General features: G+C 73.0%; 11 protein-coding genes. 2 read left to right on the top strand and 9 right to left on the bottom strand.

Annotated features, from left to right (window positions below; genetic code table 11):
- Positions 1–13: 13 nt before the first annotated feature.
- Entirely contained in the window at positions 14–667 is a 654-nt protein-coding gene (locus tag GA0070623_RS28040; protein ID WP_157517670.1) for a hypothetical protein, read from the top strand.
- A gap of 164 nt (positions 668–831) precedes the next feature.
- Here the strand turns inward: GA0070623_RS28040 and GA0070623_RS28035 are convergent, their stop codons facing one another.
- The 7 genes from GA0070623_RS28035 to GA0070623_RS28005 all read right to left on the bottom strand — a co-directional run bounded on the left by GA0070623_RS28035 (position 832) and on the right by GA0070623_RS28005 (position 8,994).
- Positions 832–1,425: a nucleotidyltransferase family protein gene (locus GA0070623_RS28035; protein ID WP_067315470.1), complete on the bottom strand. Its 594-nt coding sequence runs from the start codon at positions 1,423–1,425 to the stop codon at positions 832–834.
- A gap of 410 nt (positions 1,426–1,835) precedes the next feature.
- A complete protein-coding gene (locus GA0070623_RS28030) occupies positions 1,836–3,515 on the bottom strand; it encodes a bifunctional 3'-5' exonuclease/DNA polymerase (protein WP_089004206.1) in 1,680 nt (559 codons plus the stop codon).
- Between the two features lie 472 nt (positions 3,516–3,987).
- Positions 3,988–4,908 carry a carbohydrate ABC transporter permease gene (locus GA0070623_RS28025; protein WP_067311560.1) on the bottom strand — a complete coding sequence of 307 codons (921 nt, stop codon included), beginning with the start codon at positions 4,906–4,908 and terminating at the stop codon, positions 3,988–3,990.
- 1 nt (position 4,909) lies between these two features.
- Entirely contained in the window at positions 4,910–5,818 is a 909-nt protein-coding gene (locus GA0070623_RS28020; protein ID WP_067311563.1) for a carbohydrate ABC transporter permease, read from the bottom strand.
- Positions 5,819–5,838: 20 nt separating this feature from the next.
- Complete coding sequence (ngcE, locus tag GA0070623_RS28015; protein ID WP_067311567.1) at positions 5,839–7,275, bottom strand: N-acetylglucosamine/diacetylchitobiose ABC transporter substrate-binding protein; 1,437 nt, start codon at positions 7,273–7,275, stop codon at positions 5,839–5,841.
- A gap of 25 nt (positions 7,276–7,300) precedes the next feature.
- Positions 7,301–8,050 (bottom strand): sugar isomerase domain-containing protein, encoded by a 750-nt coding sequence (locus GA0070623_RS28010; protein ID WP_067311575.1) that lies wholly within the window; start codon positions 8,048–8,050, stop codon positions 7,301–7,303.
- Positions 8,047–8,994, bottom strand: coding sequence for a MurR/RpiR family transcriptional regulator (locus GA0070623_RS28005; RefSeq protein ID WP_067311578.1), 948 nt, complete (start codon positions 8,992–8,994; stop codon positions 8,047–8,049). The genes GA0070623_RS28010 and GA0070623_RS28005 overlap by 4 nt, the downstream gene beginning before the upstream one ends.
- A 201-nt stretch (positions 8,995–9,195) precedes the next feature.
- Here GA0070623_RS28005 and GA0070623_RS28000 point away from each other — a divergent pair, with 201 nt between their 5' ends.
- On the top strand, positions 9,196–10,185 hold the full coding sequence (locus GA0070623_RS28000; RefSeq protein WP_067311581.1) for an N-acetylglucosamine kinase: 990 nt from the start codon (positions 9,196–9,198) through the stop codon (positions 10,183–10,185).
- A gap of 216 nt (positions 10,186–10,401) precedes the next feature.
- Here GA0070623_RS28000 and GA0070623_RS27995 read toward each other — a convergent pair whose 3' ends face one another.
- Both GA0070623_RS27995 and GA0070623_RS27990 read right to left on the bottom strand, forming a co-directional pair.
- Complete coding sequence (locus GA0070623_RS27995; RefSeq protein ID WP_067311584.1) at positions 10,402–11,913, bottom strand: CoA-acylating methylmalonate-semialdehyde dehydrogenase; 1,512 nt, start codon at positions 11,911–11,913, stop codon at positions 10,402–10,404.
- Complete coding sequence (locus tag GA0070623_RS27990; RefSeq protein WP_067311587.1) at positions 11,910–13,217, bottom strand: aspartate aminotransferase family protein; 1,308 nt, start codon at positions 13,215–13,217, stop codon at positions 11,910–11,912. The genes GA0070623_RS27995 and GA0070623_RS27990 overlap by 4 nt, the downstream gene beginning before the upstream one ends.
- Positions 13,218–13,219: the final 2 nt, after the last annotated feature.

The following is a 13,219-nucleotide window of genomic DNA, read 5'->3' as shown; positions in this document are numbered from 1 at the left end:
CTACGATGCGAGCATGTCCGCCGGCCCCGGGACGACCCGCAGCCTCGCCGGAACCCGCCGCGGACGGTCGATCGCCGGCCTGTCGACCCTACTGTCGCTGCTCCTCTTCGGGGGCGTCATCTGGGACGCCGGGTATGCCCGGCTCTACCCGGCGGCACGGTTCCTGCACCGGCCGCTGCCCCTGCTCGGACTGGCCACCCTGGCCGCGCTGACCCTGGTGGCCGCCGGCTGGCTGGCCGCCCGGCAGCCCCCCGCCTCGACGGCGCTGCGGCTCGGCGCACTCGGCTGTGCGGTGCTGCTCGGGGTCGGCACCTCCGCCTGGGGCATGTTCCGCACCGGTTTCGCCTCGACCGTCGAACGGGACGCCACGCTGGCGGTCTCCCCCGACGGCAGGTACGCCGTGGTCCGGCTGGACACCCGGGACTGGAAGGACCTCCCCCACACCGAGCTGCGGGTACGGTACCGGGCCGGCCTGCTCAGCCGCGACGCCGACCGGGAACTGGTGGATTGCCGCCGCGGTTGGCCCAGCGGACGGATCGACGCCGAGTTCGTCGGCGAGCAGACGGTCCGGGTGACCCCGGCCGGCCGGTCGGCGGTCACCGTCACCTTCGACCGACAGATGCGCCCCCGGCACCGGGTGGACGTCTGCCATCCCGCCGACGACTGACCGCCGCCCCGGCAGCCGGACGAGCCCGACGCCCGTAGCTCTCGGACGAATCCGCCGCCCGTAGCTCTCCGAGGAGCCGACCACCACAGCTCGCGGACGAACCCGCGGCAGCTCTCAGAAGATCCGACCACCACAGCTCTCGGACGAACCCGCCGCCGCAGCTCTCAGACGCCGACCCGCTGGGGTGGCACGGTGAGGCCGTAGAGCGCCATGAGCTCCGGGCTGTCCACCCGCTTGCCGTCGGCCACCGAGTCGCAGGCGATGTCGACGATCTGGTCCTTGTGCGCCAGCAGGTACGGTCGGGCTCCGACGTCGGCGCTGGCCAGGGTGGCGATCCCGGCCCAGTGCCGGCGGCCGAAGAGCATCGGGTAACCGCGCAGCCCGTCGTAGGTGGCGCAGGCGAGCACGTCCGGGTACGGCAGGGCGGCCACCCGCCGGACCGCCGCCGGGGTGAGACCGGGCATGTCGACCGGTACCACCACCACTGCCTCGACCCGCTCGTCGGCCAGCGCGGCCAGCCCGGCCCGGATCGACGAGCCGACCCCGGTGCCCCATGCCCGGTTGACCACCACCGTGGCCGGGCTCAGGTCGGCAGCGGCGCGGACCTCGTCGGCCGCCGCCCCCAGGACGACCGCCAACTGCCCGCAACCGGCCTCGGTCATCGTCTCGATCATCCGGCTGACCAGCGGTCGGCCCTCCAGGCGCAGCAACGCCTCCGGGCCGCCCAGCCGGCGTCCCCCGCCCGCCGCGATGATCATTCCTGCGATACGCACACCCGGTGCAACGAGCCCCCACGAAATGAGTGTCGGCACGAAACGGATATTTCACGCGTATAACCCCACTCCCCCGCTCCCCGTCCCCACCCCACCCCACCCCACCCCACCTCAGGCTTCCCACCCGGGCCGCCCCGCCTCGCCCGCGCCCGCCTCGCCCGCCCCGGTGATCAAGAGCTTTACGTCACCCCACCCCACCACCCTTGCCCCAAACCTCTTGATCACCGCACCCCGCTCCCCGTCGGGGCCGGTGATCAAGAGGTTTAGGGCAAGGAAGTTGACTCGGATGACCTAAACCTCTTGATCACCGGGGCGGGCGCGGGGCAGGCGCGGGCGAGGCGGGGCGGAGGCGGGGCGGAGGCGGGGCGGGCATACGGGGGTGGGGCGGGGGTGGGCTAGGTGGCGTTGGCGTAGCAGTCGACTACGGAGAGGTCGAGGGGGAAGCGGACCGGGGAGTCGCCGAACAGCAGTGTCGAGGCCCGCGCCCCGGACCGGCGGACCGCCTCGACCACCGCCGGGGCCAGCTCGGCGGGGCAGTGCACGACCACCTCGTCGTGCTGGAAGAAGACCAGCTCCCCACCGGTGCCGGCCAGCTCGCCGCGCAGGGTGGCGAGCAGCGTCGAGGCCCACTCGGCGGCGGTGGCCTGGATGACGAAGTTCCGGGTGAACCGGCCCCGGGACCGGGCGGCCCTGACTCGGGGCGAGCGGGGGTCCGAGCCGGCGTCCGGGTCCGGCGGGGTGTCGTCGTCGCCGAGACCCGCCGTGCCCGGTGGGCAGGTCCGGCCCAGCCAGGAGCGGACCAGGCCGCCCGCCTCACCGGTACGGGCGGCCGCCTCCAGGAAGCCGAAGGCGGTCGGGTAGCTGCGTTTGAGCACCGCCAGGGCCGGCAGCGCTCCGCCCCCGGTCTGCCCGTACATCGCACCGAGCAGGGCGAGCTTGGCGCGCGCCCGGTCCCCGCCGAAGGAGTCCCGGGCCAGCGCCGCATAGAGGTCACCGGCCGCGCCGGCAGTGGCCAGCCGGGCGTCACCGGAGACCGCGGCGAGCACCCGGGGTTCCAGTTGACCGGCGTCGGCCACCACCAGCACCCAGCCCGGATCGGCCACCACCGCCCGACGGATCACCTTGGGGATCTGCAACGCACCGCCGCCCCGGGTCGCCCACCGGCCGGAGACCACCCCGCCGGGGACGTACTCCGGGCGGAACCGGCCCTCGCGGACCCAGGCGTCCCGCCAGGCCCAGCCATGCGCCGTCCAGAGACGGTAGAGCTCCTTGTATTCGAGCACCAGCGGCACGGCCGGATGGTCGACGCCGCGCAGTACCCAGGCCCGGGTGTTGGGCAGGTCCACGCCGACCCGGGCGAACGCGCGCAGTAGCTCGGCCGGGGAGTCCGTGTGCAGTTGCCGGACGCCGAGGGCCTCGGCGATCCGGGCGGCCAGCTCGGCCAACCGCCGGGGTGGCCCGCCCACGGGGGACGGCTCACCCAGCAGTTCGGCGAGGAGCGCGTCGTGCACGTCGGCCCGCCAGGGCAGCCCGGCCGCGGCCATCTCCACCGCGACCAGCGCGCCGGCCGATTCGGCGGCCACCAGCAGCCGGAACCGGCCGGGATGGGCGGTGGCGGCGATCCGGGCGAGCTGGTCGGCGTACACCCGGGTCACGGTGTCGATGCCGGGGGCCGGCGGGCCGGGGACGGCCTCGAAGAGCGCGGCCTGCCCGTGGCCGGGCGGCGCGGGCGGCCGCGGCGGCGGATCGGGCGGGACGGCGGCCCCGGTGAGCCGCGCGAACGCCGCGGCCAGCGAACGGGGCTCGCCCCACCGGCCGGCGTGCCCCAGCAGCAACGCCTCGGTCAGCTCGACGTCGTGGCAGCGTTCGACGCGCACCCCGGCGCGCCACAGGGTCGGGTATACCGCCGTGCCGGAGCCCCACACCCAGCGGGGGCGCTCGGCGCTCTCCCGGGCGGCGACGGCGCCGGGCAGGTCGTCGACCAGCTCGACCGCGCCGAGCGGCCGGCCGGCGGCGTCCAGCGGTCGCAGCGCGCCACCGCCCCGCTCGCCCACCGCCACCGCCACCACCGCCACGGCCCGATTCTGCCCCGCCCCTGTGACAGCCGTCCGACCGTCGGAATCCGTCCGCCCCGGTCGCGCCACCCCAGACGGCCAGCGGGCCGGACCTCGCGCGGCCCGCCGTGCCCGGCCCGCCCGCGCGGCGCCCGGAGGCCGGAGCGGACGGACACGGCCGGAGCGGACGGGAGGCGGGGTGAGAGGCCGGTGGACGGGCGGGGTGACAGGCCCGCGCGGACGGGCGGGATGATGGGCCACGTGCGGACCGGACGGGATGATGGGCCACGTGCAACCCGTATGCCCCGCAGGCATATTTATGCCCGCGGGGCATATGGGTTTCGGACACACATGCCTGTCCGACCCCCGGGAGCGGCGGCGGGATGGGCTGCCGGCCGTGCCGGAGATCAGGCCGGACACAGGTGCCTGTCCGACCCGAGGACCTGTCCCACCCCAGGACCTGTCCGACCCCGGGGAGCGGCAGTCGGTTGGGCTACTTGACCGCGCCAGAGGTCAGGCCGGACTGGATCTGCCGTTGGAAGACCGCGTACACAATGATCATCGGGAGAATGGCGATGGTCAGCGCGGCGAACAGGCCGGACCAGTCGGCCTCGTAGCCGGCGTTGACCGAGATGTCGGCGATGCCCTGGGTGAGCACCCACTTGTCCTTGGCGTTGGAGAGCAGCACCAGGGGCAACTGGTACTGCGCCCACTGCCCGATGATGTTGAAGATCGCCACGCTGATCAGGCCCGGCTTCGCCATCGGCAGCATCACCTGGAAGAACAGCCGGGTGTGCGAGCAGCCGTCGATCATGCCGGCCTCGGCCACCGAGTTCGGCAGCGTCCGGAAGAACGCGGCCAGGAAGAAGACGGTGAACGGCAGCGAGTAGGCGATGTAGACCAGGATCACGCCGGTGTGGGTGTCCAGCAGACCCAGGTTGCGGACCACGAAGAAGAGCGGCACCAGGGCCAGGAAGACCGGGAAGGCCAACCCGGAGACGAACAGGTAGTAGATCGCCCGGTTACCCCGGAACTTGTACCGGGCCAGCACGTACGCGGCCATCGAGCCGAGCAGCATGGTGCCGAATGTGCTGCACGACACCACGAAGACGCTGTTGAGGAAGTACCGGCCGACGTGCGCCTTGGTCCAGGCCCGACCGAAGTTCTCCCAGCGCAGCTCCGCCGGCAGGGTCCAGGGGCTGCTGAAGATCTCGCTGGTGTTCTTGAACGCGGCCAGGAACGTCCAGAGGATCGGCACGATGACGATCACCGCCCAGACGGCGAGCGCCAGCTGACCCAGCCCGCTGAACAGTCGTACCTCGTGGTGCTGACCTCGGCCCCGGCGGGCGCGGGCGGCGGGCCGGCCCGGCGGGGTGTCCGCCGGGGCCGACGGCAGCGTCGTCTGTGCGGCCATCTCAGTACTCCACGCTTTCCCGCTTGGTCAGCCGCAGCGTCAACGCCGCGAACGTGAGGGTGAGGAAGAACAGCGCCACGCCCATCGCCGAGGCGTAGCCGTACTTCGAGTAGACGAAGGCGTTGCGGTAGATCTCCACCGCCAGCACCGTCGTCGCGCCGTCCGGGCCGCCGCTGTCCACCGAGAGCACCGCGACGATGGCGAACGCGTCGAACGCGGCGATGCCGAGATAGATCCAGGCCACCTGGAGGGTGTCCCAGAGCAGCGGCAGGGTGACCCGGAAGAAGAGCATCACCTTGCTCGCCCCGTCCATCTCGGCCGCCTCGTAGATCTCCCCCGGGATGGAGGCCATCCCGGCCGAGAAGAGCACCACGTAGAAGCCGACCGCCTGCCAGACCAGCACCGCGATGATCGACCAGAGGGCCAGGTTCGGCCGGATCAGGAACAGCACCGGATCCAGGCCGAGCTTCATCAGCACGCCGTTGATCAGGCCGGACTCGTTGGGCCGGTACACCATCTGGAACAGCACCGCGATGATGGCCACGGCGAGGACCTGGGGGAAGAAGAACACCACCCGGTAGAACCCCGACCCCCGGACCCCCTGCCGCTGACCGCCCACGCTGCGTCCGCCCACGTTGAGCAGGAAGGCGAAGAACAGCGCGATGGCGATCGTGATCAGCGGCAGGGCAAGCAGCAGTACGCCGTGGTGCTGGACCGCCTGCCAGAAGCGCCCGTCGTCGAGCAGCCGCCGGTAGTTGTCGAAGCCCACCCACTGCGGGGCGGACAGCCCCCGCCAGTTGGTCATCGAGATCTGGAACGCCTGCGCGTACGGTGCGATGACGAAGACCACGTACAGCGTGACCGGGGCGAAGAGGAACCCGATCACGAACGGATACTTGCCGTGCCGCATGATCCCGCTACTCCGATCGGTCAGCGCGTGAACTTGGCGACGGAGCTGTCCTTCTTGATGGCGTCGGCCCGCTTCTGGATCCGCTCCACGAAGGCGTCCGCCTTGATCCGGCCGAACATCAGCTCGTTGGTGGCGGTCCGCGCCTCGGTGTCCAGCTCCTTGTACCAGCCGTCGAAGTACAGGTTGAACACGTCCTTGCCGGCGGCGGCGAGCGCGGCCTGCGAGCTGGCCACACCCGGCGGGAAGGCGAAGCCGGCGCTGCCCGCGGTGACCACCGTCGGGGCCTTGACCACCTCGGTGAAGCCCTTGGCCCCGGCCACCGAGAGCATCTGGCGCATGTACTCCAGGCCGCCCCGCGGGTTCTTGCTCTTGGCCGAGACGAAGTAGCCCTCACCGGCGGTGGCCCGCACCGCGGTGCCGGGCAGCTTGTCCGAGCCGGACAGGCTCGGCACCGGCATCAGCTGGTAGTCGAAGCCGGCTGGCGTGTCCTTCTTCTGCTCGCCCTCCAGCCAGTCACCGCTGGGGTAGAGGGCCAGCTTGTACTGGTTCTGCCGGAGCTGCACGTCGGTGTGCTTGAGCCCCTCGAAGCTCTTGTCGACGTACTTCGCGCCGATCTCGGCCCACGCCTCGGCGGCCTGCTTGACCGCGTCCTGCTGCCAGGCGCCGTCCTCCAGGTTGTCGATGTTCTTGAGCACGTCGGTGCCGCCGATCTTGGCGGCGTGGGTGAGGATCACGTTCCACTGGTAGTAGGCCGCGTTCGCCCCGGCGTAGCCGTACGGGGTGATGCCCCGACCCTTGATCGCGTCGAGCAGGGCGGTGAACTCCGACCAGTTCTTGGCCGGCGTCCAGCCGTTCTCCTTGAACAGCTTGCCCGAGTACCAGATCCCGAAGACGGTGGAGACGTAGTACAGGACGTAGGGCTTGCCGTTGAACGAGCCCGCCTCGACCGTGCCGGGCACCACCGTGTCGCGGACCTTCTTGTTCGGGTCGTCGACCGACGGGGCGTCCCACAGCTCGGTGAGGTCCATCAGCTGCCCGTCGGCGACCAGCGAACCGAAGTCGATCAGCTTCTCGCCCGAGTTGTTGACGAACTCCGGCGGGTTGCCCGAGGCGAACCGGGGCTGGAGCACGGTGGAGACCGCCTGGGTCGACTGGTGCTTGACCTCCGCCTTGGGGAACGCCTTCTTGTAGAGCGGCTCGTGCACGTCGGTGGCGTACTTCTCGCCGTAGCCGCCGTTGAAGATGACCACCTCCAGCGGGGCGTCCTCGGGGGCGCCGAGCGGGTTGGTCGCGCTCTTGGTGCCCTCCTCGGCCTTGCTGCCGCCCTCGTCGGAGCCGCTGGTGGCGCAGGCGCCCAGCAGGCCGACCACCGGGGTGGCGAGCAGGCCCGCCGCGGCGGTACGGCCCAGCAGGGTGCGGCGGTTCAGCGCGGTCGGGGTCTCGGGGGTATTCGACATCGTCGTCTCTCCTTGGGTGTCCGGGTCAGGCGGTCCGCCGGAGACGCCCGGCGTACCGCGACTCGAGGGCGAGGTTGTGCGCGTCCCCACCGGGGACGTTGGCGGAGAGGTAGATAGGGGGTACCTCTCCGACCTGGTGGAACCGTCGGACGACCTCCGCCGTCACCAGCTGCGCCAGCAGCGCCGAGGTGACCGAGGAGGTCGCACAGACCGCGCCGCCGCCCTCCAGCGGCAGCAGTGCGTCGCCGTACGGGGCGCCGTTGTCGAGCACGACGTCGGCGAGGTCGGCGAGTCGGTGGCCGGACGGGTGGCGGGGGGCCACCCGGATGGTGTGCGCGAGCGAGGTGACCGCGATCAGCGGGTGGCCACGCCCGGTGACCAGCGTCGCCAGCTCGACCACCGAGCCGTTGATGCCGGACTGGGAGGCGATCAGGAAGACGTCGGCCGGCTGCGCCCGGGACAGCGGGTAGAGCTGGTGGGCCACCGCCGGATCCCGTTCCAGCTTGGGGTCGGCGAGCACGTCGCGGGGGGCGTCGCCGTGCAGCACCAGGTCGTGCAGGCCGATCCGGTTGGTGGGGACCAGGCCACCGGCCCGGGCCACCAGGTCGGCGGCGAACGCCTCGGAGTGGCCGGCGCCGAACGCCTGGAGCACCCCGCCGGCCCGCAGGCTGGTGGTGATCAGGTCGGCGGCCCGGCCGATCGCCTCGGCCTGGCCGTCGACCACCCGGTCGAGCAGGGGGCGGACGGCTCGGGCGTACCCCTGGGCACTGATCATGAGGTGGTCCCCTTCGCGGCCTTGTGCCCCTCGACGGCCTGGGCGGTACGCCGGAAGGCCGCGTGGGCGCGGTCGTGGGTGCGCTGCGCCACGGCGATGTAGAGCAGGTCGAGCACGACGAGCTGCGGGTGCCGGGCGGACAGCGCGTCCGGCCGGAAGGTGGTGGCCTGGCTGGCGGTGAGCAGGACGATGTCGGCCAGCTCGGCCAGCGGGGAGCGCGGGAACCCGGTCAACGCCACCGTGGTGGCCCCCCGGCTGCCCGCCTCGGCCAGCATCTCGATGGTCTCCCGGGTCTGCCCGGTGTGCGAGATGCCCAGTGCCACGTCGCCGGGGCCGAGCAGCGCGGCGCTGGCCAGCCCCTCGTGCACGTCGCTCCAGGCCCACGCCGCCACCCCGATGCGGTGCAGGCTGAGCTGCATCTCCTCGCCGACCAGGGCGCTGCCGCTGGCCCCGAAGATGTTGACCCGGGCCGCGCCGGCGATGGCGACCGCGGCCCGTTCCACCTCGCCCAGGTCGAGCAGGGTGGCGGTGTCGTGCATGGCCCGGGTGTCGGCGGCCATGATCTGGTCGAGCACCCGGGCCAGCGGGTCGCCGGGCTGGATCTCCCGTCCGATGTCGACGGTCCAGCCGGCCGAGCGGGCCCGGCCGGTCTCCGAGGCGATGCCCAGGCGCAGGTCGGCGTAGCCGTCGAAGCCCATCGCCCGGCAGAACCGGGTGATGGTGGCCGGCGAGGTGCCGCTGCGTTCGGCCAGCTCGACGATGGTGGCGCGGGCCGCCGCCTCCGGGTCGCTGAGCACCTGCTCAGCGACCCGGCGCAACGCTCCCGTCAGCTCACCCGCGCCGGCCCGGACCCTGGCCAGCACCCCGTCCGCCCCCCGCCGGTCGGCCGGCTCGGCGTCGACCACCGCGGTTGCCGCGGTGGTGTCCCCCTCGTGCTCGGCCATCGACCCGCCCTTTCGGAAAAGAGTGTTAACTGTTAGTGGTAAAAGTTCTTACTGAAGGCCCCTTCCTGTCAAGACCATGGGCGAAGTTTTCAAACTGTTACCTGCCGCCGCACCCCGCCGCCGACCGCCACCCTTGCCCTCCGGCACTGCAGCGACCAGCATGGACACTTCCACCCCAGCCCGCCCGGGAGGTCCCCGACGATGTCCGACGCCGTCGTGGTCGGCCTCGACGTCGGGGGTACGTCCACCCGGGCGGTCGCCCTGACCCTCAGCGGTGAACGCCTCGGCACCGGCCGGGCCGGCGGCGGCAACCCCACCAGTCACGGCGTCGAACGGGCCGCCGCCGAACTGCTGACCGCCCTGCGCGGCGCGGTGCGCGGGTTCGACCCGGCCCGGGTCCGTGCCGGGGCCGTCGGGCTGGCCGGGGCCGGCCGGCTGCGCGCCGACCCGGCCGGCCGGGCCGCCTTCGACCGGGCCTGGTCGGACGCCGGGCTGCGCTGCCCCTACACGGTGCACAGCGACGCGCTCGTCGGCTACGCCTCCGGCACCGCCGCACCCGACGGCACGATCCTGATCGCCGGCACCGGGGCGATCGCCGCCCAGGTGCGCGACCTGCGGCTGGACCGAATCGCCGACGGACACGGCTGGCTCCTCGGCGACGCCGGCTCCGGATTCTGGCTGGGCCGGGAGGCGGTCCGCGCGCTCCTGGCCGACCTGGACACCGGCACCGCGCCCGGCCCCCTCGGCCGGCGGCTGCTCGCCGAACTGCTCGGCACGACCGAGGTGGCGGCCCGCCCCCGGGACACCGTCGACGCGGTGGTCCAGGCGGTCACCCGCCAACCTCCGGTGCACCTGGCCCGGTTCGCCCCGCCGGTCGTCGACGAAGCCGTCGCCGGTGACCCGGGAGCGGCCGAACTGCTGCACCGCGCCGCCGCGCACCTGGTCACCAGCGCCGGTCGGATCCGCGCGGACGGCGCGACGACGCCGCTGGTGCTCGGCGGCGGGCTGCTCACCGGGGATACTCCGCTCGGCGCGGCGGTTAAGGCCGAGGCGGGCCGTCGCTGGCCGGACGCCCCGGTCCACTCGGCCGGGGACGGCGCGGCGGCGGCGGCCTGGCTGGCCGCCCGCACCCTGCCCGAGGTCACCGACCCGGCCGCCCGGCACGCGCTGCTGGTCCCGTCGGCCGACTGACGCCCCGACGACCACCGTCCACCGGAGCGGACGTCCCGTGGAACCGGTCAGACCGACGGCCCGGGTCGGCCAGTGCCCCGAAGACGTCACGCTGCCGGCGATTCGGAGGAATTTTCCCCCCAGTCAAACCGGCGTGACCGAGGACATGGTCATTATCGGTCAGGTAGCCATCGTGGCGGGCTCGGCGGGCCTGGCGGCCGGCTCGCCCCATCCGTCTCAGGTCTGGGTGGGGAAACCGAGGTTCACCCCGCCGTGGCGCGGGTCCAGCCAGCGACTGGTGACCACCTTGCCCCGGGTGAAGAACCGCACCCCGTCCTCCCCGTGGGCGTGCAGGTCACCGAAGAGGGACGCCTTCCAGCCGCCGAACGAGTAGTAGGCCATCGGCACCGGGACCGGCACGTTGATCCCGACCATGCCCACCTCCACCTCGTGCTGGAACCGCCGGGCCGCCCCACCGTCGTTGGTGAAGATCGCCGTGCCGTTGCCGTACGGGTTGGCGTTGACCAGGGCGACCGCCTCGTCGTACGAATCGACCCGGACGACGCCGAGCACCGGCCCGAAGATCTCGTCGGTGTAGATCGACATGTCCGGGGTGACCCGGTCGAACAGGGTCGGGCCGAGCCAGAAGCCGCCCGGGTCGCCATCCGGCACGACCTCCCGGCCGTCCACCACCGCGACCGCGCCCGCCGCCACCCCGGCCGCCACGTACGACCGGACCCGTTCGGCGTGCGCGGCGGTGACCAGCGGACCCAGGTCGACGCCGCGCCGGCCGTCGCCGGTGCGCAGCCAGGCCATCCGGGCGGCGATCCGGGCGACCAGGGCGTCGGCGACCGGCCCCACCGCGACCAGCGCCGAGATCGCCATGCACCGCTGGCCCGCCGAGCCGAACCCGGCGTTGACCGCCGCGTCGGCGGCCAGGTCCAGATCGGCGTCGGGCAGCACCACCAGGTGGTTCTTCGCCCCGCCGAGGGCCTGCACCCGCTTACCGGCCAGCGTCGCGCGCCGGTGCACGTGCCGGGCGACCGGGGTGGAGCCGACGAACGACACCGCCCGCACCCCGGGGTGGTCCAGCAGCGCGTCCACCGCCCCGGCGTCGCCGCTGACCACGTTGAGCACCCCGGCGGGCAGGCCCGCCTCGGCGAACCACTCGGCCAGCAGCAGCGCCGCGCTCGGGACCTTCTCGCTCGGTTTCAGCACCACCGCGTTGCCGCAGGCCACCGCCAACGGCACGAACCACAGCGGCACCATCACCGGGAAGTTGAACGGCGAGATCACCGCCACCACCCCGAGCGGCTGCCGCAGGCTGTACGAGTCGACCTCGGTGGAGACGTTCGCGCTGAAGCTCCCGCGCACCACCGATGCGATGCCGCAGGCGTACTCGATCACCTCGAGGCCGCGCTGCACCTCGCCGGCGGCGTCGGCGAGCGCCTTGCCGTGCTCGGCGGTGATCACCCCGGCGAGCCGGTCCCGACGGGCGTGGACCAGTTCCCGGAAGGCGAACAGCACCGCCGTCCGCCGGGCCAGCGAGGCGTCCCGCCAGCTCCGGGCGGCCCGCTCGGCCGCCTCGACCGCCACCGCGACGTCCGCCGTGTCGGCCAGCGCCACCCGGCCGGTACGCCGACCGGTGGCCGGATCGAAGACGTCCCCGAACCGGCCGGACGCCCCGTCGATCCGCTTGCCGTCGACGAAGTGCCCGACCAGGGTGCCCTCCCCCGCCGGCCCGCTCATCGCACCGCCTCCCCGGCGACGGCGGAGCGGATCGCCTCGACCAGGACGGCCAGCCCCTCGCGGGCCTCGTCCTCGGTGAGGGTCAGCGGCGGGCCCATCCGCAGCACGTTGTGGTGCAGGCCGCCCTTGCCGACCAGCAGGCCACCGGCCCGGCAGGCCTCGAAGACCCGGGCGGTCAACACCGGATCGGGCTCCAGCCCGCCGGGCCGGACGAACTCCACGGCGAGCATCAGACCCTTCCCCCGCACCTCGGCGACGCCGTCGAGGTCGGCGACCGTGGCCCGCAGGCCGTCGAGGAGGATCGCGCCCACCCGGGCCGCGTTGGCCTGGAGGTCGTGGTCGCGCAGGTAGTCCAGGACGGCGTTGCCGGCGGCGGTGCACAGCGGATTGCCGCCGAAGGTGGAGAAGCTGATCGCCGGCACCGACTCCATGATCTCCGCCCGGCCGACCACCCCGGCCAGGGCGAATCCGTTGCCGATGCCCTTGGCGAAAGTGAGCAGGTCCGGGGTGACCCCGTGCGCCTGGTAGCCCCAGAAGTGCTCGCCGGTGCGCCCCCAACCGGTCTGCACCTCGTCGGAGATGAGCAGGATGCCATATTCGTCGAGAACCTTGCGCCAGCCGGCGAACAACCCGTCGGGCGGGGCGACGAAACCGCCGACGCCCTGGATCGGCTCGGCGATCAGGCAGGCGACGTCACCGCTGGTCTGGGTGGCGAGCACCTCGCGCAGGTCCTCCACGGCGGCGTCCATCCGGTCGGCCTCGGGCAGCCGCGCGAGCAGCCCGCGCAGCCGTTCACCGGAGTGCAGCCAGGCCACCTGGAGCGGGTTGTGCGCGCTGGCCGTCCAGCTGCGGTGCCCGGTGATCCCCATCGTCGCGTACGACCGGCCGTGGTAGCTGTTGCGGACGGCCAGGATCTGGTGCGACCGGCGGTGGTTGGTGGCGACCAGCAACGCCGCCTCGTTCGCCTCGGTGCCCGAGTTGGTGAAGAAGACCCGGGCGTCCGGGATGCCGGCGAGCGAGGTCACCTTCTCGGCCAGCTCCACCTGCTGCCGGATCAGGTAGAGGGTGGAGGTGTGCACCAGGCCGGTCCGCAGTTGGCGCTCCACGGCCTCGCGGATCTCCGGGATGTCGTAGCCGATCATGTTGGTCAGCACCCCGCCGAAGAAGTCCAGGTAGCTGCGCCCCTGGGCATCGGTCACCCGGCGGCCGGAGCCGGCGACCAGCTCGATCGGCTCGGTGTAGTAGAGCGGCATCCAGGAGGGGAGCACGGCCCGGTGTCGGGCCAGCAGGTCGTCGGCGGTCATCG

The sequence above is a fragment of the Micromonospora rifamycinica genome, from assembly GCF_900090265.1.
Classification (GTDB): domain Bacteria; phylum Actinomycetota; class Actinomycetes; order Mycobacteriales; family Micromonosporaceae; genus Micromonospora; species Micromonospora rifamycinica.
This window is presented reverse-complemented; position numbering and strand designations above follow the sequence as displayed.

What these genes read in the sequence shown, in the direction of transcription:
- GA0070623_RS27995 (WP_067311584.1), bottom strand. Translation starts at nt 11,913, where the DNA reads ATGAGCGGGCCGGCGGGGGAGGGCACCCTGGTCGGGCACTTCGTCGAC.
- GA0070623_RS28035 (WP_067315470.1), bottom strand. Translation starts at nt 1,425, where the DNA reads ATGATCATCGCGGCGGGCGGGGGACGCCGGCTGGGCGGCCCGGAGGCG.
- GA0070623_RS28010 (WP_067311575.1), bottom strand. Translation starts at nt 8,050, where the DNA reads ATGATCAGTGCCCAGGGGTACGCCCGAGCCGTCCGCCCCCTGCTCGAC.
- GA0070623_RS28020 (WP_067311563.1), bottom strand. Translation starts at nt 5,818, where the DNA reads ATGCGGCACGGCAAGTATCCGTTCGTGATCGGGTTCCTCTTCGCCCCG.
- GA0070623_RS28025 (WP_067311560.1), bottom strand. Translation starts at nt 4,908, where the DNA reads ATGGCCGCACAGACGACGCTGCCGTCGGCCCCGGCGGACACCCCGCCG.
- GA0070623_RS28000 (WP_067311581.1), top strand. Translation starts at nt 9,196, where the DNA reads ATGTCCGACGCCGTCGTGGTCGGCCTCGACGTCGGGGGTACGTCCACC.
- ngcE (WP_067311567.1), bottom strand. Translation starts at nt 7,275, where the DNA reads ATGTCGAATACCCCCGAGACCCCGACCGCGCTGAACCGCCGCACCCTG.
- GA0070623_RS27990 (WP_067311587.1), bottom strand. Translation starts at nt 13,217, where the DNA reads ATGACCGCCGACGACCTGCTGGCCCGACACCGGGCCGTGCTCCCCTCC.
- GA0070623_RS28040 (WP_157517670.1), top strand. Translation starts at nt 14, where the DNA reads ATGTCCGCCGGCCCCGGGACGACCCGCAGCCTCGCCGGAACCCGCCGC.
- GA0070623_RS28005 (WP_067311578.1), bottom strand. Translation starts at nt 8,994, where the DNA reads ATGGCCGAGCACGAGGGGGACACCACCGCGGCAACCGCGGTGGTCGAC.